The 22265-nt window shown below is 72.3% G+C and carries 16 protein-coding genes; 9 read left to right on the forward strand and 7 right to left on the reverse strand.

Annotation, left to right across the window (positions count from 1 at the left end):
* The first annotated feature begins 282 nt into the window (after positions 1-282).
* Together ACH4NX_RS16330 and ACH4NX_RS16335 are read left to right on the forward strand one after the other, a co-directional pair.
* Positions 283-2886 (forward strand): bifunctional FO biosynthesis protein CofGH, encoded by a 2604-nt coding sequence (locus tag ACH4NX_RS16330; RefSeq protein WP_351389143.1) that lies wholly within the window; start codon positions 283-285, stop codon positions 2884-2886.
* Between the two features lie 93 nt (positions 2887-2979).
* Positions 2980-3543 carry a hypothetical protein gene (locus ACH4NX_RS16335; protein WP_351389137.1) on the forward strand — a complete coding sequence of 188 codons (564 nt, stop codon included), beginning with the start codon at positions 2980-2982 and terminating at the stop codon, positions 3541-3543.
* Here ACH4NX_RS16335 and ACH4NX_RS16340 read toward each other — a convergent pair.
* Genes ACH4NX_RS16340 through ACH4NX_RS16350 form a run of 3 tightly spaced genes read right to left on the reverse strand, consistent with a single transcriptional unit; the run spans position 3527 to position 5082 of the window.
* Complete coding sequence (locus ACH4NX_RS16340) at positions 3527-4033, reverse strand: DUF2165 domain-containing protein (RefSeq protein WP_351389134.1); 507 nt, start codon at positions 4031-4033, stop codon at positions 3527-3529. The genes ACH4NX_RS16335 and ACH4NX_RS16340 overlap by 17 nt on opposite strands.
* 45 nt (positions 4034-4078) lie before the next feature.
* Positions 4079-4273 carry a DUF397 domain-containing protein gene (locus ACH4NX_RS16345; protein ID WP_345590851.1) on the reverse strand — a complete coding sequence of 65 codons (195 nt, stop codon included), beginning with the start codon at positions 4271-4273 and terminating at the stop codon, positions 4079-4081.
* Positions 4270-5082, reverse strand: a complete 813-nt coding sequence (locus tag ACH4NX_RS16350) for a helix-turn-helix domain-containing protein (protein ID WP_398127576.1) — start codon at positions 5080-5082, stop codon at positions 4270-4272. The genes ACH4NX_RS16345 and ACH4NX_RS16350 overlap by 4 nt, the downstream gene beginning before the upstream one ends.
* A gap of 161 nt (positions 5083-5243) precedes the next feature.
* Between ACH4NX_RS16350 and ACH4NX_RS16355 the strand changes: the two genes are divergently transcribed.
* Both ACH4NX_RS16355 and ACH4NX_RS16360 read left to right on the forward strand, forming a co-directional pair.
* Positions 5244-5630, forward strand: coding sequence for an ATP-binding protein (locus tag ACH4NX_RS16355; RefSeq protein ID WP_398127577.1), 387 nt, complete (start codon positions 5244-5246; stop codon positions 5628-5630).
* Between the two features lie 951 nt (positions 5631-6581).
* Positions 6582-6875 (forward strand): hypothetical protein, encoded by a 294-nt coding sequence (locus ACH4NX_RS16360; protein ID WP_398127578.1) that lies wholly within the window; start codon positions 6582-6584, stop codon positions 6873-6875.
* A 92-nt stretch (positions 6876-6967) separates the two neighbouring features.
* On the opposite strand, the gene ACH4NX_RS16365 is transcribed toward ACH4NX_RS16360, so the two are convergent.
* Entirely contained in the window at positions 6968-7339 is a 372-nt protein-coding gene (locus ACH4NX_RS16365) for a DoxX family protein (protein ID WP_398127579.1), read from the reverse strand.
* Positions 7340-7456: 117 nt separating this feature from the next.
* On the opposite strand from ACH4NX_RS16365, the gene ACH4NX_RS16370 reads away from it, so the two are divergent.
* From ACH4NX_RS16370 to ACH4NX_RS16385, 4 genes are all read left to right on the forward strand, one after another.
* Positions 7457-8353, forward strand: coding sequence for a LysR family transcriptional regulator (locus tag ACH4NX_RS16370; RefSeq protein WP_398127580.1), 897 nt, complete (start codon positions 7457-7459; stop codon positions 8351-8353).
* Between the two features lie 104 nt (positions 8354-8457).
* Positions 8458-9573, forward strand: a complete 1116-nt coding sequence (locus tag ACH4NX_RS16375; RefSeq protein WP_398127581.1) for an ADP-ribosylglycohydrolase family protein — start codon at positions 8458-8460, stop codon at positions 9571-9573.
* Positions 9574-9812: 239 nt separating this feature from the next.
* Entirely contained in the window at positions 9813-12248 is a 2436-nt protein-coding gene (locus ACH4NX_RS16380; RefSeq protein WP_398127582.1) for a protein kinase, read from the forward strand.
* Positions 12249-12281: 33 nt separating this feature from the next.
* Positions 12282-14615 (forward strand): protein kinase, encoded by a 2334-nt coding sequence (locus ACH4NX_RS16385; RefSeq protein WP_398127583.1) that lies wholly within the window; start codon positions 12282-12284, stop codon positions 14613-14615.
* Between the two features lie 40 nt (positions 14616-14655).
* Here the strand turns inward: ACH4NX_RS16385 and ACH4NX_RS16390 are convergent, their stop codons facing one another.
* The 3 genes from ACH4NX_RS16390 to ACH4NX_RS16400 all read right to left on the reverse strand — a co-directional run bounded on the left by ACH4NX_RS16390 (position 14656) and on the right by ACH4NX_RS16400 (position 21005).
* Positions 14656-16239, reverse strand: coding sequence for a sodium:solute symporter family protein (locus ACH4NX_RS16390; protein WP_351389109.1), 1584 nt, complete (start codon positions 16237-16239; stop codon positions 14656-14658).
* Positions 16240-16497: 258 nt separating this feature from the next.
* Positions 16498-18456, reverse strand: a complete 1959-nt coding sequence (locus ACH4NX_RS16395; protein ID WP_398127584.1) for an MFS transporter — start codon at positions 18454-18456, stop codon at positions 16498-16500.
* A 212-nt stretch (positions 18457-18668) separates the two neighbouring features.
* Complete coding sequence (locus tag ACH4NX_RS16400; RefSeq protein ID WP_398153360.1) at positions 18669-21005, reverse strand: D-alanyl-D-alanine carboxypeptidase; 2337 nt, start codon at positions 21003-21005, stop codon at positions 18669-18671.
* Positions 21006-21184: 179 nt separating this feature from the next.
* Between ACH4NX_RS16400 and ACH4NX_RS16405 the strand changes: the two genes are divergently transcribed.
* Positions 21185-21943 (forward strand): GPP34 family phosphoprotein, encoded by a 759-nt coding sequence (locus tag ACH4NX_RS16405; RefSeq protein WP_351389101.1) that lies wholly within the window; start codon positions 21185-21187, stop codon positions 21941-21943.
* Positions 21944-22265: the final 322 nt, after the last annotated feature.

Consider the following 22265-nt stretch of genomic DNA (forward strand, 5'->3'; position numbering starts at 1 on the left):
GTGGTGCGGGGTGGTGCGGGGTGGTGCGGGGTGGTGCGTGCAACCCTCGTATTGAGCCGTGAACTCCCGTGCAAGGAAAGGGGTTCGCCGGATTGAGAGCGGGAGTCCGCGCGGTGGGGGGAGCGGGTCGCCGGGCACGGGGAAACGGGACCGCGGGCGCGTGGGGGCCGGGGCCGCCGCGGTGGGACGGCCAAGACCGCCAGGGCGGGAAGAAGCGCGACCGCCGAGGCCGGCCGGTGGGAGGGCCCCGCGTCCTGATCACGCCGCTCGTATGCTCGAAGGATGACGACTTCCGCGACCCCCGGAACCGGACCCGCCGACCCCACGGGCCCCACCGAGAACTCCCTGCGCCGCGCCCTCAAACGCGCGCGGGACGGCGTCGCCCTCGACGTGTCCGAGGCCGCGGTGCTGCTCCAGGCACGCGGCGAGCACCTCGACGCCCTCACCGCGTCCGCCGCCCGGGTCCGGGACGCGGGCCTGGAGGCCGCCGGGCGCCCCGGCGTCATCACCTACTCGAAGAGCGTCTTCATCCCGCTGACCCGCCTGTGCCGGGACAAGTGCCACTACTGCACCTTCGTCACCGTCCCCGGCAAGCTGCGCCGCGAGGGCCACGGGATGTTCATGTCCCCCGACGAGGTCCTCGACATCGCCCGGCGCGGCGCCGCCCTCGGCTGCAAGGAAGCCCTGATCACCCTCGGCGACAAGCCCGAGGACCGCTGGCCGGAGGCGCGCGAGTGGCTCGACGCGCACGGCTACGACGACACGATCGCCTACGTCCGCGCCATCTCGATCCGCGTCCTGGAGGAGACGGGCCTCCTCCCGCACCTCAACCCCGGCGTCATGACCTGGACGGACTTCCAGCGCCTCAAGCCGGTCGCCCCCTCCATGGGCATGATGCTGGAGACCACCGCGACCCGCCTGTGGTCCGAGCCCGGCGGCCCCCACCACGGCTCCCCGGACAAGGAACCGGCCGTACGCCTGCGCGTCCTGGAGGACGCCGGACGCTCCTCGGTCCCCTTCACCTCCGGAATCCTGATCGGCATCGGCGAGACCTACGAGGAGCGCGCCGAGTCGCTCTTCGCCCTCCGCAAGGTCTCCCGCGCCTACCACGGCGTCCAGGAACTGATCATCCAGAACTTCCGCGCCAAGCCGGACACGGCGATGCGCGGCATGCCCGACGCGGAACTGGACGAACTGGTCGCCACGGTGGCCGTCGCCCGCCTCCTCATGGGCCCGTCCGCCTGCCTCCAGGCCCCGCCCAACCTGGTGGACTCGGAGTACGAGCGTCTGATCGGCGCCGGCATCGACGACTGGGGCGGTGTCTCCCCGCTCACCATCGACCACGTCAACCCCGAGCGCCCCTGGCCGCGGATCGACGAACTCGCCGAGAAGTCCCGCACGGCCGGCTTCGAACTCCGCGAACGCCTCTGCGTCTACCCGGAGTTCGTCCAGCGCGGCGAGCCCTGGCTGGACCCGCGCCTGCGCCCGCACGTGGCGGCCCTCGCCGACCCGGCCACCGGCCTGGCCCGAGCGGACGCGACGGTCGAGGGCCACCCGTGGCAGGAGCCGGACGAGGCGTTCACCGCGACCGGCCGCACCGACCTGCACACGACCATCGACACCGAGGGCCGTACGTCGGACCGCCGCGACGACTTCGACGAGGTGTACGGCGACTGGGGCGCCCTGCGCGAGGCCGCCGTCCCCGGCATGGCACCGGAGCGCATCGACACCGACGTACGCCAGGCCCTGGCGACGGCGGCCGACGACCCGACGAAGCTCACCGACGACGAGGCCCTCGCCCTGCTGCACGCCGACGGACCGGCGCTGGACGCCCTGTGCAAGGTGGCCGACGACGTGCGCAAGTCCGTCTCGGGCGACGACGTCACCTACATCGTCACCCGGAACATCAACTTCACCAACGTCTGCTACACCGGCTGCCGCTTCTGCGCCTTCGCCCAGCGCCGCACGGACGCCGACGCGTACACGCTCTCCCTGGAGCAGGTCGCCGACCGCGCGCAGCAGGCCTGGGACGTGGGCGCGGTCGAGGTCTGCATGCAGGGCGGCATCCACCCGGACCTGCCGGGCACCGCCTACTTCGACATCGCGAAGGCCGTCAAGGAACGCGTCCCCGGCATGCACGTGCACGCCTTCTCCCCGATGGAGGTCGTCAACGGCGCGACCCGCACCGGAATGTCCATCCGCGAGTGGCTGAGCGCGGCGAGGGAAGCCGGCCTGGACTCGATCCCGGGCACGGCGGCGGAGATCCTCGACGACGAGGTCCGCTGGATCCTGACCAAGGGCAAGCTGCCCACGGCGACGTGGATCGAGGTCGTCGAGACCGCCCACGAACTGGGCATCCGCTCCTCCTCCACGATGATGTACGGCCACGTCGACCAGCCCCGCCACTGGCTGGGTCACCTGCGCACCCTCGCCGGCATCCAGCAGCGCACGGGCGGCTTCACGGAGTTCGTGACGCTCCCCTTCATCCACACCAACGCACCGGTGTACCTGGCCGGCATCGCGAGGCCGGGTCCCTCCATGCGGGACAACCGCGCGGTCACGGCGATGGCCCGCCTCCTCCTGCACCCGCACATCCCCAACATCCAGACAAGCTGGGTGAAACTGGGCACGGAGGGTGCGGCGGAGATGCTCCGCTCCGGCGCGAACGACCTGGGCGGCACCTTGATGGAGGAGACGATCTCCCGCATGGCCGGCTCGTCGTACGGCTCGTACAAGTCGGTCAAGGACCTGATCGCGGTCGCGGACGCGGCGGGCCGCCCGGCGAAGCCCCGCACGACGCTGTACGGCCCGGTGACCGAGGAGCGGCAGCGGGCGGCGACGGCGTCGGACGGTCACCTGCCGGAGCTGCTGCCGGTACTGGACTGACTCCCGGGGAGGCGTAGGGGCACGGGCCGCCCGCAGTACGATGATCGGGCCCCCGGTGTGTCGGGGTTCTCGTAGCTGAGGAGATGCGTGCCCGTGCCAGCCCGACTTCCCTCGTGGGCCTGGGTCTCCGGTCTGACCGTGGGGGCGATCGCGGCGGTGACCGTCCTGGCCGTACAGGCGGACCAGGGCCCCCACCCCACCGCCACGGTCGCCAAGCCGAGCCCTTCGGTGTCGGCGGACGCGCAGCCGACCCCGAAGGAGACCGCGCCGGCCCCGGTACCGGACGGCTCCGGCACCGGGCGGCGCATCGTCTACTCGCTCGACCAGAAGCGGGTCTGGCTGGTCGACGCGAGCGACGCCGCTCGGCGGACGTTCACGGTGTGGCCGGGCACGGTCAGCCCCGACCCGGGCACCTACACGGTCGGCACCCGCGCCGAGGGGGCCACGACCGGCTCCGACGGTGTGCAGATCGAGCAGATCGTCTATTTCGCCCAGGAGGACGGCGTCTCGGTCGCCTTCTCCAACGCCGTGGACGGCTCCTCGCCCCCGCCGCCCGTCTCCGGTGCGAAGACGGGCGGCATACGGTTGCAGAAGGCCGACGGCACGGCGGTCTGGGCGTTCGCGACGAGTGGCACGAAGGTCACGGTCGTCGGCTAGCGTCCGCCTCTCCGAACGGCAGGTGCGCGACGATCAGCACGACGCCGCTCAGCAGGAACACCCGCGTCGCCGCCTCCAGGCCGTTCCAGTCCGCCGACTGCCACATCGCGAACCACTCCCCGCCGATTCCGATGAACCCGGCCCCGAAGAGCAGCATCAGCATGAGCGTGCCGTACGTGGTCATGCGCCGTGCGGGGGCGTGGTCACGGCGTATCCACAGCCAGGTCGCGTAGATCAGCACCAGTGCGGCCGCCGTCTCCCACACGATGATGGCGACGTAGGCGGCGTCCTGGAGGCCCTTGCTGGTGATCGCCCGCCACATCAGGTCGTCGTCCTTGAACGTCGTGTCCATCGCGAGGACATGACGTACGAAGTCCTGGTTGGTGCCGAAGTCGGTGATGTTCCCGAAGGCGACCAGGGCGATGTAGAGGGCGAGGATCGCGGTCAGGACGGTCGCCGCGAGAGGAAGGGTACGTGGGGTGTTGGACATGGCAGCACTATCCCGCACCGCGTGAGCCCCCATGGCGTGGAACCGCTATGCCGGCCGCCTGCCGGTGAAGGCGACGAAGCGGGCCCATGAGTCGTCCGTGAACGCCAGCCGGTCGCCCGACCTGTTCTTGGAGTCGCGGACGTGGATGGTGGCGTCAGCGGGGGCTATGGCGATCTCGACGCAGTCGGGACCGTCGTTGCTGCTGTAGCTGCTCTTGAACCACTCCAGGGCGGAGGTCATGTCTCTTCTCCCATGACTTTCTCGATGAAGGCCAGTGACTCACGGGGTGCGAGAGCCTGCGCCCGGATCATTCCATAGCGCATTTCCAGGATTTGCACGTCCCGGGGGTCGCTGATGAGGTGACTGTGCAGCTGGGCCTCCAGGTGCCCGAGTGTCTTTCCGTCCCGGAGTTTCAGCAGTCGGAGCGATCCGGCCATCCCCGCGTGATCCTCCCGGTCTGTCGGCATCACTTGGATCTCGACGTGCCTCAACCTGCCGATTTCCAGGAGGTGTTCGAGCTGTTTCCGCAGCGTCATTCTGCCCCCGAGCGGGCGTCGCAGCGTCACCTCTTCCTGCACAAAGGTGAGCTGCGGGTGGGGGACACGCTCGAAGACGGCCTTCCGCGCCATGCGGGCCGAGACGTAGCGGTCGACTTCCTCCTCGGTGTATGCCGGGCGGCGCATCGCGTACAGGGCGCGCGTGTACTCGGGTGTCTGCAACAGCCCGTGGATGTGGTGGCCCGCGTAGGCTCCCAATTCGACCGCCTCGTCCTCCAGCAAGGCCAGGTCCCGCACCTTCTTCGGGTAGCGGGCCTTCTCCACGTCCTCCTTCATGGTCGCGAGTTTTCCGCCCGCGCCCAGTACCTCGTCGGCCTTGTCCAGGAAGTCCGGCTTCGGTACCCGGCGTCCGCGCTCGACCGACGACACCATGTCCTCGCCGTACCCGATGGCGGACCCCAGCTCCGCCTGCCGCATCCCGGCGGCCTCGCGCCACATCTTGATCTGCCGTCCGACCGCCTTGAGCACGGCCGTGGCCTCCTCGTCCTCCACGTCTTCCCCTCCCGACGTACGACCCGTACGACCACGGTGGGCACCGGGACAGTCACCCTCGGTACCGGTGTCGCTGCTGTTCAGATTAGGGACCGGCGGCCACGCTGGGTGACGTGAATCCGAAATTGGACCAGCGAGTCACCCCCGCTACGCCTCAGTTCGTGATCCAGTTGTCCGCGACGCGCCGGGGTGCCCGGCTCGCCCGGCTGCTCGCCGAGCGCCAACTCGTCGACTGGGGCGTGCCGTCGGAGGAGGTGGTGCAGGTCGTGGCCGAGCTGGTGTCGAACGCCGTGCTGCACGGACGGGTGCCCGGACGTGACTTCCGGCTGGCGCTGCGACTGCGCCCCGGCGGCACTCTCCGTATCGAGGTGGCCGACGCGCGGGGCGACCGGGTCCCGCGCCTCCCCGACGCGGTCACCGAGAGGGAGGAAGGCGGGCGCGGACTGCTCATCGTGGGCGCGTACGCGGACCGTTGGGGTGTCGACGGAGGCCCGGGGCCCGCCAAGACCGTCTGGGCCGAGATGTCACCGGGGCGCGGCCGGGCGTGACCCGGTCGCTCACGACGCCAAAGACCAAAGAACCGGGGAAAGAACCAAACCCGTCCCCGCCACCCCCGTCGATCACCCTCCGGGGTGAATGTCGCCAACTCGGCTGGCGCGGAGGTGGCTTCGTGGTGCAGCGTCTGGCGCAGCAACCAACTGACATGATTCGGCCCCCGCCGGGACTGCCATCCCACTGCGAGGGCCTGATCACCGAGGAAGTGAGGCTTCCTGATGACTGAGCAGAACCCTAGCGCGCGCTCGCGCGCCGCGTCCGGCCGTTCCACTGGCGGTGTCGAGCACGACAACCGCCCCCACCACGAGAACTTCACCGTGGTCGGGAACCACCTCCTCCAGCACCCCGAGCTGTCCCTGACGGCGATCGGCCTGGCGGTGCATGTCCAGTCGCTGCCCGCCGGGACTCCGGTCGGGATCAAGACGCTGGCGGGCAAGTTCCCCGAGGGGGAGGTCCGCATCGCCGCCGCGCTGCGGGAACTGGAGGAGCACGGGTACCTCGCACGCACCAAGGAGCGTCTTCAATCGGGGCGAGTCGTGACCCGGACGGTCTCCCGCAACAGGCCCGGCGTGGCCCGGGCAGCCGTACTGCCGCCCGCCCCGCCTGCTGCACGCGCCCCGTCCCCCAAGCCTGTCCCGCCCGCGTCGCCGGTGTCGGCCGCGTTGCCTGTCCCGCCCGCATCGTCGGCGTCGGTCCCGTCGCCTGACCCGTGCGCTTCGTTGCCGCCGTCGGCCCCGTCGGCCCCGTCGGCCCCGTCGGCCCCGTCGGCCCCGTCGGCCCCGTCGGCCCGGTCGGCATCGCTGGCTCCGTCGGCTTCGTCGGCCCGGTCGGCTCCGTCGGCTTCGCTGGCCCCGTCGGCTTCGCTGGCGTCGGCCGGTCTGCTCGCGCGCCTTCGCGTCCTCGACTCATGCCTGCTCCTCACTGAACGGGACGTTCGCCGGCTCGTGCCGTTGGTCACCGTCTGGCTGGAGCGCGGTGTCCCCGCGACCGCCGTGGAGCGGGTCCTGACGTCCGGCCTGCCCCAGGAGCCGATCCGTCACCCGGCGGCCTTCCTGGAGCGCCGGCTCACGGCCGACCTTCCCCCGGTACTGCCCACGCCCAGGCCCGTCACCCCGTCGGCCGCCCGCCCCGACCCCCTCCAGACCTGTGACGACTGCGACCGCGCCTTCCGTGCCCCACAACCGGGCCACTGCCGTGACTGCCGCGAGGGCCGGGCGGTGGAGAGGACGGCCGCGTAGGGCGACCCTCCCTCCCGTTTGCGTGAACTATCAGCAAGGAATGTCCTTCAGCCGCTCAAACGAGCGCCCGAAGGACAACAGGGCCGTTTCGTTCACGCATTTCGGCAGCACAGTGCTCCCGCGGCGGCCAGGAAGAGCGCGGCCGCGTTCAGGGCCAGGTAGCCGGCGGGGAACGCGATGTTGTGGAGGACCCGCGTACGGATATGCGCGGCGACGGCACCGACGTAGAAGAGGACGAGACCGGCCGCCGCGGCGATGCCGAGCGGCCGGACGCCCAGAAGGCCGATGAGGAGCCCGGCGGCTCCGGCGGCCTTGAGCGCGGCGAGCCGGGGGAGCCACGACGCGGGGACCTCCACCTCGGCGGAGTTGGCCAGGACGAACCGAGCCCGCGTCAGGTCCGCGACAGCGATTCCGGCGTTCGCCACGATCGCGGCGACGGTGACGATCACATAGGCCGTGAACACACGCCTCTCCTTCCGGCCGGCCCTCTCACGAGCTCGGTCGTCGCGGCCCGCTTCCCTGGGTCAAGCGTCACCGTGGCGTGTCGTGACGTCCAATACCTGCGTCCATAACCTGGCGGCATGGATGTCGACACGCGGTTGCTGCGGTACTTCGCCGCTGTGGCCGAGGAGGGGACCCTGACCCGGGCCGCCGAGCGGCTGTTCGTCTCCCAGCCGGCGCTGACGAAGCGCATCCGGCAGTTGGAGGCCGGACTCGGAGTGGAACTGTTCACACGGTCGAGGACCGGCATGGCCCTCACCGAACCGGGGCGGGCACTGGCGGAACGGGTCCCCGCCCTGCTGGCAGGGTGGGAGACGGCGCGACGGGAGACGAGGTCGGCGGCGAGCCGGGCCGCCCGCGTCCTGCGGGTCGGGTTCATCGCCAGCGCCGCCAACGAGGCGACACAGCCGATCGTCGCGGAGTTCGCCCGGCGCCGGCCGGGCTGGAGGGCCGAGATGCGGCAGGCCGCCTGGTCGGACCCCTCCGCCGGACTCGGGGACTCGGACGTCGATGTCGCCCTGGTACGACTGCCGTTCCCCGCCCAGGACACACTGCGGGTGACGGTCCTGTTCACCGAACCGCGCTGTGTCGCGCTGCCCAGTGCCCATGCCCTGGCCGCTCGCGAGGTGATCCCCTTCCGCGAGCTGTGGGACGAGCCCTTCGTCGCCGCCCCGGCCGAGACGGGCCCGTGGCGGGAGTACTGGCTGGCCGCCGACGAGCGCGACGGCCGCCCGGTGCGCGTCGGCGCGGTCACCGAGCAGCCGGACGACTGGCTCAGCGCGATCGCCAACGGATACGGCATCGCCCTCGCCCCCGCGTCCGCCGCCCGCTTCTACACCCGGCCCGGCGTCGTCTACCGTCCCGTCACCGGGGTGAGCCCCAGCAGGGTCGGTGTCGCCCGGGCGCCCGCCGACGACGCCAACCCCGTCGTCCAGGACTTCGTCCGCTGCTGCCGCGAGACGCACATCGCCACGTGAACGTCTCCACACCGTTCCGGCCCGTTCCAGCCCTGAACCGGCCACCCCCGTTCGATTACAGTGCTGGGCGTCGTACGTACGCGCGGTGCCGAGGGGAGGTCCAGGTGGGCGCGACAGCCGGTGCCGTCTGGGGGCGTGCCGAGCAGCAGGACTTCCGCAGCCGGGTACGCGGGACGCTCCTCGGAGTGGCCGTCGGGGACGCCCTCGGCACGCCCGTCGAAGGGCTGGACCTCGACGGCATCCGCGAGGCACACGGCGCGGAAGGGCTCACCGACCTGGCGCCCGCCCACGGCCGGCGCGGTGCCGTCACCCACCTCACGCAGCTCACCCTGTTCTCCGTCGACGGGCTGATCCGCGCGCAGGTACGGCGGGACACCGGCGCCTGGCACCCGCCGACCGACCTGCACCGGGCGTACCGGCGCTGGGCCGCCACCCAGCGCGACTGGGGGCCCGACCTGCGGCGCAAGGACGACGGCTGGCTGGCGCGGGAGGAGTGGCTGTACGCCCGCCGGGACGCCACGCGCGCGCTGCTGCTCGGGCTGGGTGACGAGACGATGGGTACACCGGAGGCGCCGAAGAACCCCGGTGAGCGCGGGCCCGAGGCCGCCGCCCGGTCGGCGCCGTTCGGGCTCCTGGTCGGCTGGGAGCCGCAACTGGTCGCCCAGCTCGCCGTGGAGTGCGCGGCGCAGACCCACGGCCACCCCACCGGCTACCTGTCGGCGGGCGCGTACGCCGTGATCGTGCACGGGCTGGCGCGGGGAGAGAGCCTGGACGGTGCCGTGCAGCACGCACTCGCCCTGCTCGCCGCCCGTCCGGGGCACCAGCCTGTGGCGGACGCCCTGCAACACGCGCTGGGCGCGGTACGGCAGGGGCTGCCGAGCCCGGCACGGGTGACCGAGCTGATCGGCGCGGGAGCGGCGGACGGACTGGTCGGCGCCGCCGTGTACTGCGCCCTCGTCGCCGAGGACGTACGGCACGGGCTGCGGCTCGCCGTCAACCACGGCGGTCCCTCCGCCGCGACCGGGGCGCTGACCGGCGGCCTGCTCGGCGCCCTGCACGGCGAGACCGCCCTCCCCCCGGCCTGGCTGGCCGAGCTGGAGGGCCGCCCGACGCTTCTGGAACTGGCCGACGACTTCGCCATGGAGATGACCCAGGGCCCCGCACTGCACGGCCCGGCGGGATCGTCCCCGGGATGGCTGGCGCGCTACCCGCGAGGCTAGGGGGCGGCGGCGGCTTCACGCGGGCAGCCCGGGCAAACGGCACCCCGCGAGCGAGCGAACGTCACACGGCCGTCGTGAGGCCGTCCCGATTGTGTGGGGGCCTGTGGACGGGTCGTACGCGCGAATGTAAGGGTGAGGCGCCGGACCAAGGTCAACAAGGGGACTGCGGAGGGCCGTTCGCCCCTGGACGCACGCTGCGGCGCCGTGCGTTCCGCAGGACGAGAGGGGGCGCGACCGCCATGCTGGGTGGACTGGGCGAGGGAGACCCGAGACAGGTGGGGCCGTACCGGATCCTCGCCCGGCTCGGTGCAGGCGGCATGGGCGAGGTGTACCTGGGGGCGGACGTACGTCCCGCCCCCGCCGGTGCCCGGCCCGAGCTCGCGGCCGTCAAGACCATCCGCGCCGACCTGAGCGGCGACCCGGCCTTCCGCGACCGCTTCCGCCAGGAGATGGCGACGGCACTGACGGTCCAGGGGCGCTTCACCGCCCGGTTGCTGTCCGGTGACGCGGAGGCGGCCGGACCCTGGATGGCCACCGAGTACGTGGCGGGCCCGACCCTGGACCGCGCGGTGCGGGAGACCGGCCCGCTTCCCGTCGAGACGGTGCTCCACCTGGGCCTGGGGCTGGCCCGCGCACTGCGCGGCATCCACCACGCCCGTGTGCGGCACCGCGACCTGAAACCGGCGAACGTGCTGCTCGGCGCTGACGGACCCCGGGTCATCGACTTCGGCATCGCCCGCGACTTCGGCGCGAGCACGATGACCGCCACGGGCGCGATGGTCGGCTCGCCCGGCTACATGTCGCCCGAGCACGTACTGGGCGGCCGCCACATCGTCGCCGCCTCGGACGTCTTCTGCCTGGCCGCCGTGCTGTGCTACGCGGCGACGGGCGCGGCCCCCTTCGGGAACGGCCCCGTGGCCGCCGTGCTCTACCGGATCTCACAGGCCGACGCGGACCTCGGCGCGGTGCCGGGACCGGTGCGCGAGCTGATCGCGGACTGCCTGAGCCTCGACCCGGCCGCGCGGCCCGACGCCGTCGAGCTGGAGACCCGTTTCAAGGCGGCGGCAAAGGCCGCGGGGGCGGCGGAGAACGGCACCACCGCCTGGCCCGCCGCGGTGCGGGCCCTGGTGGACCGGTACGAGGACGAGCTCGCACGCGTCGTGGCGCAGGCCGGACCGGTGCCCGGTCGCGCCCCCACGATGCCGGGCGCCTCACCCGTCCACAGCGCGGAGACCGTCACCGGCCCACCCCCGGCTCCGGGGCCCGCTCCACCGCCGTCGCGCCCGACGGGCCTGTCCCGCCGCAGGATCGTGGCGGTGATCGCCGCGGCCGCGGCGGTGGGGGTGCTCGGGGCGTTCGGGCTGCGCGCGATGCAGGACTCCGGGAAGCCGGGCGGCACGGAGGCCGCGGGCGGCACCGCATCGCCCACCGCCTCGGTGACGGCGGAGGAGGTGGCGGAGAAGCCCTCCGGCCTCTACGAGGGCGGAGTCGACGGCACCCGGCACTTCCCGGCCGACCCGTCCGCCCGCCCCGCCGGGTGGCAGCCGTGGACCACGCAGTTGCCCGGCCGTCCCAGATACTGTGCGCTGAACCCCGAGATCCTGGTCTGCCGCACGGCGGACGGCGGCATGGTCGCGGTGGGCGCGGCCGACGGCAAGCAGCGCTGGGCGGTGCCGTCCACCGCCCCGGGGCAGAAGGCGGCCGAGACCCCGATGAACGGCATCTGGCTCCCCGGCGGCGCCAAGCGGCCACTCATCCACGGTGACCTGGTGATCTCCTACGCGAGCGGCAAGGTGCGCGGAAGATCCGTCTCCGACGGCGAGGCCCGGTGGGAGCGGAGCCTGCCGGTGGGTGAACTCGCCAACAGGGCACCCCTGCTGACGGGCGGGGGCGCCGTGTTCCTCACCGCACACGACAAGGACGGGGTCGTCGTGCACGCCCTCGACGCGGAGACCGGTGAACCGCTGTGGCACAAGACCCTGTCCAACCGCACGGGGACCGGATCGGCCGGCTCCCACTCCATGGCACTCGACTTCGCGGAAGGCAGGGTCCTCGCCACCACCGACAGCGGACTGACGGGCTTCGACGCCCGGACCGGCGCGGCCACCCACGCCGCTGTCGAAGAAGGAGGTGAGTGCGAGAACATCCGGGTGGTCGCGGACAAGGTGTTCTGCGGTTCCGGCCCAAGGACCGTGGTGCTGGACACGGAGAAGTACGCACCCGTGGGCGACCCCGCCCCCGCCCCCTTCGGCGACTGGCCGGGCGCCGAGTACAGCGGCGCCTCCTCCCTGGCCTTCCTGGACGGCACCGCCTACCGGCTCGAACCGGCCGACGACCCGAACCGCGTCGTCCTCCAGAAGGAGGGGGAGGCCCTCGTCCGCACGGTGGGCGGCGCACCCCAGCCGGCCGAAGCGCTCACCTCGTCCTCCGTGATCGTCGGCAGGACGGCGGTGGTCGCGGACAACGAGTACCTCTACACCCTGCCGGTGGACGGCGGAGACGGCGAGGACGGCGGGCGGTACTGGGTCGAGGACTCCCCTGGAAACGACGTCCGGTTCCAGGACTCGGACATCGGCATGGCGGCGTGGGGGCCGAGCCTGATCTCACTCGGCGGGGTGCTGTACCTCGCCTACCACGACGGCACCGTACGCTCCCTCGCACTCCCGCCGGCCTGACCCACCGCATCCGTCCGAACTGGAGTACCCGACGTGCTGCGCCCGCTCGACGCCCACGCCCCGTACGGCATCGGTTCCTACCGCCTGCTCGGCACTCTGGGCTCCGGCGGGATGGGCACCGTCCACCTCGCGCTCCCGCCGGACGGCGGCCCCGAGGACCTCGTCGCGCTGAAGACGGTCCGCCGGGACCTGGAACTCCAGCCCGACTTCAGGCTGCGTTTCCGCCGGGAGGCACAGGCCGCGGGCGCCGTCCGCAGCCCGTACGTCTCCGCGCTCGTCGCCGCCGACCCGGACGCCGAACGGCCCTGGCTGGCCACCGAGTACGTCGTCGGACCCCCGCTCGACGAGGCGGTGTCCCGCGCGGGCGCGCTGCCCGTGCCCGTGGTCCGGGAACTCGGCGCCGACCTGGCCCGCGGACTGGCCGCCGTGCACGGCGCGCGGCTCGTCCACCGCGACCTGAAACCGGCGAACGTCGTCCTGGGCACCGGCGGGCCCCGTCTCATCGACTTCGGCATCGCGCAGGCCTACGACGCGACGGCGCTCACCGCGACGGGCATCATGGTCGGCTCTCCCGGCTTCATGTCGCCCGAACACGTCGCGGGCGACCGGTCGGTCACCGCCGCGTCGGACGTGTTCTGTCTCGGCGCGGTCCTCTGCTACGCCGCGACCGGCCAAGGCCCCTTCCACGACGACGAACTGGCCGCGATCGTCCACCGCATCGCGCGGGGCCGACCCGACCTGTCTCGGGTACCCGGTGAACTGCGCGAGCTGATCGCCGCGTGCCTCGACCCGGACCCGGCCCGGCGGCCGACGACCACGCGGCTCGTCCACGGCCTGGACCCGACCGCCGCGAACGCCCGGCCGGGCGTCGCCCCCGGACCGCGGGCCGACGCCTTCCCGTGGCCGGCCGGGATCGCCCGGGTGATCGGCGAGTACGAGACCACGGTCGGCAGGGCTCTGCTGGCGCCCCCCGCGCCCCGGCACGCGCCCGGCCCGGCCGCTGCCTCGCAGCCCGGCCCGGCCGCCTCTTCGCAGCCCGCCCCTGCCGGTTCTTCGCCGCACGCCCCGGGGCGGGACACCCCGCTCGTCGCGCACGCGCCGTCCCGCTCGCGCCGCGGCACCCGTCGGCGCTGGGCGGCGGGGGCCACCGCGGGCCTCGCGGTCGGCGTGGTCACGGCCGTCCTGGCGGCCACGCTCGGCGACGACGACACGGGCACCGGCGGCGGCGGGGGCGGCGGGGGCGGAGCGGCGGGGGCGGTCACTCCCTCCACCGCGCCGTCGACGGTCTTCGTCAGCAGCGACATGAGCGACTTCGGGCCCGACGCGATGGACCGGAGCAAGCTGCCGGCCGACTGGTCCCCGTGGAACGCCTCGTTCGAGGGCGAGGGCGAGCCGCGCGGCTGTGTGCTCGGCGGCACCATCCTGGTGTGCAGACTGCACCAGGACTCGGGCCGGATCTCGCTGGAGGCGCGGAACGCGCGCGACGGCGGCCCGCTGTGGCGCCACCCGTCCGGGAACGACCGGGCGACGGCCGGGACAGGCACGGCGGAGCCGGGCGTGGACGGTACGTACGCCTACGTTCCGTCGGCGGACGAGGACGGCATCACCGTACTGCGCCTGCGGGACGGCGAGCCCGTGGCCACCGTGGGCGCCAGGAAGGGGTATTCGCCCGTCAAGGCCCGCACGCACGGGGGCCGGCTGTTCGTCGCCTACCGGGAGAGCGGTGGCAAGGGCGGCGCGCTGGTCGGTGCCTTCTCGGCCACGGGGAAGCGCGAGCGGCTGTGGGAGCGGAGGCTCGACTCGGCCGAACCCGGCTCCCTGGAGGTCATGGGCGACTCCCTTCACCTCCACGGCCGGGGCGAGACCCTCGCTCTCGACACCGAGGGAGGCAGGACGCTCGCCGAAGCGGCCGAGCGCTGCGAGCCGGTGGCGCGCGGCGCCGCCCACCTGTCCTGCCCGTCCGGAGTCCGCGACGGCACAACGCTGGAGAAGGCGGAGGGCGACCACCGGGGCGAGCGCATCATGGCGCTGAGCCGCACCGGCGTACTCCTGTCCAGCAGGGAGGGCGCCCCGGACGCCGAGCAGGCGGAACTCGTCGCCCGCGACGTCACCACGGGCCGGGTGCGGTGGACGCGGCCCTGGCCGGGGAGGGGGACCCTGCGGATCGCCGGGGACCAGCTGCTCGTGGCCGACCAGGAGGGCGTCGGCACGGCGCTCCTCGCCGACGGGCTGGGCGTCGGCGCGTACCGCGACACCTTCAGCGGCTGGTCCTCGGCCGGTGAGGGCCCGACCAGCACGCTGGTCCACGGCGGTGCCGTCTTCGTCACCTTCGAGGACGGCACCGTACTCTCCGCGTTCGCCCCCTAGGACACCGGGGGAGCGGGGCAGCGTGCTGGTCGTGGGTGGTTCAGTCCTTCGTCCGCGCCGTTCCCAGCGCGTCCTCCACACCGCCCGCCGGGGTCGGGATCGCGGCCGCCGCGCCGGAGGCGTCGTCGTCATCGTCGGTGTTGAGCCGCTCGATGATCGCGAGCCGTTCCGGGGTGTCCTCCGGCTTCAGGAAGCCGATCACGACGTACAGGACCAGCGACACGGCCAGCGGGATCGACACCTGGTACTCCAGCGGCACCCCGCCCTCCACGCTCCAGTTGATCGGGTAGTTGACCAGCCAGAAGGCGAGCAGGCCCAGCGCCCAGCTGGTGAGCGCCGCCGTCGGACCCGAGCGGCGGAAGGGCCGGAGCAGGCCGAGCATCATCGGGATCGCGATCGGACCCATCAGGCCGGCGACCCACTTGATGACGACGGTGATGATGTCCTTGAACGTCGGCGAGTCGACCTGCGTCGCCACCGCCATCGACAGGGCGAGGAAGATCACCGTCGTCAGCCGCGCCGCCAGCAGCCCGGACCGCCGGCCCCAGGAGCGTGCCCGCACCGAGAGCACCGGCGCCACGTCACGGGTGAACACGGCCGCGATCGCGTTGGCGTCCGAGGAGCACATGGCCATGGTGTGCGAGAAGAAGCCGACGATGACGAGACCCAGCAGGCCGTGCGGCAGCAGCTGCTCGGTCATCAGGGCGTAGGAGTCGGAACCGTCCGGCTTCTGCGACTCGACCAGCAGCGGCGACATCCACATCGGGAAGAACAGCACCAGCGGCCAGACCAGCCACAGGATCGCCGACAGCCGCGCCGAGCGTTCGGCCTCGCGGGGGTTGGGCGTGGCCATGTAGCGCTGGGCCTGGTTGAGCATGCCGCCGTTGTACTCGAAGAGCTTGATGAAGAGGTAGGCGAGCAGGAACACCGTGCCGTACGGGCCGACCAGGGGATCGCCGTGGCCCTGCAGCTCGGGCTCGTCCCAGACGCCGAAGAACCCGCCGTGGTCGTCGAGCTCGACGACCACCGCGGCGAACATGGCGATACCGGCCAGCAGCTGGATGATGAACTGCCCCAGCTCGGTCAGCGCGTCCGCCCACAGGCCGCCGATCGTGCAGTAGATGCCCGTGACGACGCCGGTGATCAGGATGCCCTCGTTGATCGAGATGCCGGTGAAGACCGACAGGAGCGTGGCGATGGCCGCCCACTTCGCGGCCACGTCCACGATCTTCAGCAGCATGCCGGACCAGGCCAGGGCCTGTTGGGTGGGCAGGTTGTACCGGTTCTTCAGGTATTCCAGGGGCGAGGCCACGTGCAGCCGTGAGCGCAGTCTGTTGATGCGCGGCGCGAACAGCTTGGAGCCGATGCCGATGCCGAGCGCGATGGGGAACGACCAGGTCACGAAGGACGTGACGCCGTAGGTGTAGGCGATGCCCGCGTACCCGGTGAACATCACCGCGCTGTAGCCCGACATGTGGTGCGAGATGCCGGACAGCCACCAGGGCATCTTGCCGCCGGCTGTGAAGAAGTCGCTGACGTCGTCGACGCGTTTGTGCGACCAGACACCGATCGCCACCATGACGGCGAAGTAGCCGATGAGCACGGACCAGTCGAGACCGTTCATGTGCCCCCTTCCGGGGTCCGCCTTGTGAACTCCGCTCAACTGGCTGGCACTTCGCACGAGCGGGGTCGGGGCGATGCAGGCCGCGAAGTGCCCGCTCATCGTGGTTGCGCCGACGCGGGCACGACAAGGAAGGGGAGGGTAAAGGGGCAGTAAAATTGTTCGACTAACTGACCTCGGTTCACCTACATGAACGCTCTCAGGGTGCTCCGAGCCGGGTCCGGACCCGAACCCGGACCCGGACCCGGACGGACCCGGGATCTACTTCAGCTCGTCGGGGCACTGCGTACCCCGCGGCAGTCCGTACGGTGACGCCAGCCGGTACGTGCCCGCCTCGGGCGCGATCAGCCACGTCCACTTGTCGCCCTCGGCGGTCTCCTCCGTCTCCATCAGGCAGCCGTTGACGTTGTCGTACGTCTTCGGCGTGTCCTCAGGACTGTTCTTGGAGGCCTCGGTCTCCTGGGGAGCCTGGAGCTTGTTGCCCTCGGCGTCGACGATGCTCAGCCACGGCGAGTACGGCATCCGGACCAGCACCCGGCCGGGCTGCCGCACGTCGATGATCCACTCGCCCTGGTCGGCCCGCTGGACGACCGCGTCGGGCTCCGCCAGCGGCGTCGGGTTGGTCACCTCGAAGAGCTGCCAGTTGGCGTCTCCCCAGACCTGCTTCAGATACGGCAGCCCCCGCTGCACCAGCTCCCGCTCGCGCTTGCCGCCGTCGCCGTCCGGCTCGCCCTTGGGCAGCACCACGTAGTGCACGGCCCAGCGCTTCAGCCACTCGTGGTAGTTCGCCGAGTTGAGCGTGTCGTCGTAGAAGAGCGGGTTGCGCTCCATGTCGGCCTGGCGGAGCCAGCCGCGGGCCAGGTTCACGTACGGCGCGAGCGCCGAGGCCTCCCGGTGCGAACGGGCGGGCACGACCTCAACCCGGCCCTTCTCCGCGCCGACCTCCTGCAACTCGTTGAGGAGCGGTGCCAGCTCGCGCGTCCATGAGGCGGTCGGCTGGGTGTGGATGACGTCGTCGGCCGACTTGAAGCCGATCCAGCCGACGAAGCCGACGATCGAGAAGACGAGCGCGTACCACTTGCGCGTCCGCTCCACCGTGAACGGCAGCGCGGCCACCAGCGCCGCCCCGGCGAAGAGCATCGAGAGGCGGGTGATGTTGGAACCGATCTGCGAGCTGATCAACCAGACCAGCAGCACGGACAGGCCGTAGACCGCCGACGTGATCCGTACGGTCGTCCAGGCACGCGGCACGAACACGTACACCAGGCCCGCGTACAGCATCGGCAGGACCGCCGAGCCGAAGGCCATCGGCTGGGTGCCGGAGAAGGGGAACAGCCAGGTCGACAGCGCGACGACGGCGGCCGGGGCCAGCCCCAGCGACCAGGCGCCCGGGCGGCGCTTCTGCAGGAACAGGGCCACCGCGACCAGCCCCACGAACAGGCCCGCGACCGGCGAGGACATGGTGGCCAGCGCGGCCAGCGGCGCCGCGCACAGCCCCTTGGCCCAGCGTTCGTACCGCCAGCGGTACGGCCAGCAGAACACCGCGGCGACCGCGCCCAGACCGAACATCATGCCCAGCCCGTACGTCACCCGCCCCGACGCCGCGTTGCCCAGCAGCCCGAACAGGCCCGCCAGCGACGCCCACAGCGGGTTGCGGACCACCCGGCTGCGGATCAGGATCATCGTCAGCAGCCCGGCCGACAGCGTCCCCGCGATCATCATCGTCGTACGCACGCCGAGCACCGACATCAGATACGGCGAGACCACGCTGTACGACACCGGGTGCGTGCCGCCGTACCAGGCGAGGTTGTACGCCGAGTCAGGGTGCCGGCCGACGAACTCCGCCCACGCGTCCTGCGCCGCGAGGTCGCCGCCGCTGTTCGCGAACGTGAAGAACCAGACGATGTGGAGGACGCCGGCCAGAGCGGTCACGGACAGTACGGGGTGGCGCAGCATGCGCTCGCGCAGGGCCAGGAAGGCGGCCTTCATCGCGGACGGCGCTTCCGGCTCGGCGGGTTCGCCGCGGTCGGGTGCGGTGCCGTCGGGTGCGGTGCGGTCGGGCTCACGGCCGTCGTCCGCCGGGCCATGACCGGTTCCGCCGCTCTCGCCGTTCTTCCCGCCTGTCCCGCCGTCCTTGCGGGGCGCGGGTACGTGTGGTCGCGGGCCGGCTTCCCGGCCCGGATCGGCGTCGTCGGCGCGTGTCGGCTCCGCAGTGGCCACCTGAAGGCACTCCCCGTGTCCCGTCTTCTGCTTACGACCGTGTCCCGTTCCCGCGACCGGCGACCTGCCCCGTTTCGTGACGCTAGCACGCACCCCCGCACCGTGGCTTCCTCCCCCTCCCGGCCCTCCACGGCCCTCCGGGGCCTCCCCCCGGCCTCCCGGGACGCGAACGCCCCCGCGACCGGGCGGCCGCGGGGGCGTGCGCAGGGGTGTCAGCCCAGGCGGGTCAGCTTGTCCGTGAGGGCGGGCTCCAGGAGCTCCTCCTGGAGGGCGACCGGCACCTGCACCGCGCCGGCGGCACCACCGTCGCCGACCGCGAGCGTTCCGACCTTCGTACCGGCCGCGGCCGTGTGCGGCACCTCGTCCGCCTTGAACGTCAGCTTCACGGTCAGGCCGGGCCAGCCGACGGCCTTGACGTCCTGCGTGGCGACGACCGGCGTCCGGCCGCCGAGGCCGTCGTCGACGTAGCCGACGACGCTCCCCTTCTTCAGGATCGTCCGCGACTCCAGCGTGTCCTGCGCGGCCCGGATCAGCTTGTCGCTGGAGGCCAGCGCGGCACCGAGGATGGTGTTGTCCTTGCCGCCCGCGGGCTGGCGCACCACGGCACCGACGATGGTCCGGGTCTCGCCGCCGATCTCCTTCTTCGCCGCGAAGAGGAGGTTGCCGAGCGCGGAGGTGGTGGTGCCGGTCTTGATGCCGACGACGTCGTTGTGGCCGACGAGCTGGTTCCAGTTGGAGTGGTTGACGCCCTTGTAGTCGTCGTACGACATCTTCGCGGCGACCTCGCGGAACGCGGGCGACTTCATCGCCTCCTTGGCCAGCTTCACCTGGTCCACGGCCGTGCTCACCGTCGTGTCGTTCAGGCCCGACGGGTCGGTGTACGTCGTGTTCGTCATGCCGAGGTCCTTCGCGGCGGCGTTCATCTTCCCCACGAACGCCTTCTCCGACCCCGCGTCCCAGCGGGCGAGCAGCCGCGCCACATTGTTCGCGGACGCGATCAGGATGGCCTCCAGCGCCTCGCGCTGGGAGATCGAGTCGCCCTCGTAGACGTTCACGGTCGACTCCTGGCCCGCCTGCGACTGGTCCTCGGCGGCCTGGTCGATCGCGATCTTCGGCCCGGCGGCGCCGCTCTCGAGCGGGTGGTCGCGCAGGACGACGTACGCCGTCATGACCTTGGCGACACTCGCGATCGGCACCGGCTTCTGGTCGCCGGACGAGCCGAACGTGCCGATGCCCTGCACGTCGAGCGCGGCCTGCCCGCTGGACGGCCACGGAATCCCGGGCTTGCCGCCCTCGAAGGTGAAACTGTCCTGCGCCGTGAGGTCGAGGGTCGGCGTGGGCAGCGAGCGCATGGACTGCACGACGCCGAAGGCGATCACCAGCAGGATGACCAGCGGGGTCCAGATCTTGACCCGGCGCACCGTCGTCCGCAGCGGGGTCTCCGGGGGCGGCGGGGTGTTCGTCAGTTCCGCGAGCAGGTCCAGCGGCGGCTTCGGCGGCAGCGGCTGCTGCCGGGTCCGCTCGGGCCCGACCTGCGGTACGGCGGCGGTGGCCCCGGTCGGGAGTGCCTGCGGCGCCTTGGGGGCCCCGGACGGGGGCTGTGAGGACTGCGGGGGCTTGCGCGTCGCCGGGTCGTCCGGTTGCCGGAGCGCGACGAACTTGCTGGTCCGCTCGGCCTCGGTCTCGGAGCTTTCGCGGGCCTTCTCGGGGACGGTCGCGGCGTCGCCCAGCTTCAGCGTGGTCGTCGGCTGGTCGACGCCGGGCGTGGAGAGCCGCGGGGCCTTGAAGACGGCGGTGGGCTGATCGACGGGACGCTCGTCGGTGTCTGCGCCGGCGGCGGCGTCACCGTCCGTGTCGGCGCCTGTGTCCGTGTCCGTGTCCGTGTCCGTGTCGGACTCGGGGTCGCCATCACGAGCCGTATCCGCAGCGGCGCGGTCGTCGGACCTGCCGTCCGCCCGCTCGGGGGCCTCCGCGGCCTCCGTGTCCGACGTGTCCTCGGCGCTCTCCTCCGCGTCTCCCGGACCCTCCGCGTCCTCGAGCCGCGAGTTCGCGGCGGCCCGCTCGTCCGCGGTCGCCACCCAGGCAGCGACTGCGTCCCGCAGCCGGCCGTCCCTCGGGGCGGCGGGCTCGGCGCGATCGTCGTCGGACGTGTCGGAGGCGTCGGAGGCGTCGGACGAACCGGGCCCCTCGGCCGTGTCGGACGCACCGGATGCCTCGGACGTCTCGGACGTCTCGGACGCCTCGGACGAATCGTCCTCGGCGGTGTTCTGCGGGCCGGTGTCCTCGGCCTCCGCCTCGGGGACCGACAGCACCCGGGTCGCCGTATCGACGCCCCCACGGGAACCGGCGGACGCCGCGGACTCCGAGGACCCGGCGGACGCCGCGGGCTTCGCGTCCTCCCGTGCCACCGCCAGCCGCGGATCAGGCGTCTCGCTCGCCTCGGCCCGGGCTTCGGGAACCGGACCCGCGCTCCCCGACGTCGGTTCTTCCGACGACTCGCGCTGCTTCGACCTGTCGGGGGACTCGCCCGCCACCGATGCCTCCTCCATGCGCCGCGCACGTCGTATGTGCGCTACCGAACCATGTACCAGTGTCCTGTGTACGGGTAGAACCCATGCGGTAGACGAGAACGACATACCTACTGGTTCCACTACGAAGCGGTCACGCACCCTCGACAGACCAATGTGAGAGGGGTCACCCTGTCTGTCATCCACGCGGGGAGGCATGGATGGGCAGGAGCCGCAGAACACTTCCGGAGGAGCTTCTGCTGCTGGCGTTGGACCCGACCACGGGTACCACCGCACAGCCGCAGTCGCTCGACCTCGGTCTGGCCGGAGCACAGCTGGTGGAGCTGGCGCTGGCCGGACGGATAGCCCCAGACGGGGATCGTATCGCCGTGGTCGCACCACGGCCGACAGGAGATCCAACACTGGACTGCGCGTTGGAGTTGCTGCGAAGGCGTGGCGCTCCCGTACGGGCGGTCAACTGGATTGGCGGGCCCCGCCTGGGGCTGCGCCAGACCTACCTCTCGCATCTGGAGCGATGCGGCATGGTGCATGCCGTGGAGGGCCAGATGTGCGGGGTGCTGCCGACGACTCGCTATCAGGCGACGGACACGGCGATCAGCAGGGAGATCAAGAACCGGCTGGACTCGGCGATCCGCACCGGCGTACCGCCGGACCCGCGGACCGCCGCGCTCGCCGCGCTGGCCCACGCGGTCGGTCTCGGCAAGCACCTCTACCCGGGCAACGAAGGACGCTCGTCACGGTCCCGGCTGCGGGACCTCATCAGGCACGACCCCATGGGCGGACTGGTGGCGCACGCGGTGATGGACGTCCAGAACGGCGCGGCGGCCCAGCCACGCCGTGCCCCGGCCCCGGCCGGCCGCCAGGCCGCGGGACCGGGAGGCAGGCCCGCACCGGAACCCGCCCACGGTGTTCCGGCGCAACCGCGCCACGGGTCCATGGCGCGTGCGGTGGCCCATTGAGCCACGTCCCACCGCAGTAGCGCACCGCAGGACCGCACCGCACCGCGACACCGCACCGAATACCGCACCGCAGCACCGCTCGGCAGTACCGCACCGCCGCACCACCAGTCCCCGAGACCCGGTTACGGGAGCCGCGGGTTCGCGCGGGGCGGCGGGACCGCCCGTACGTCCGGCACGCCCGGACGACGGCACGGCCCGCCGCCCCGCGCGGCCATGTGTACGGGTGGCACTCCGAACTGGCGTGTACGCGGCGCATATAGACCGTTTCCCAGCGGTAGAAAGCACCTTGGTGGCAGTCTGCTCAGCAGCAGATACGCAAAGT

The sequence above is a fragment of the Streptomyces sp. NPDC017225 genome, assembly GCF_044331465.1.
GTDB lineage: Bacteria > Actinomycetota > Actinomycetes > Streptomycetales > Streptomycetaceae > Streptomyces.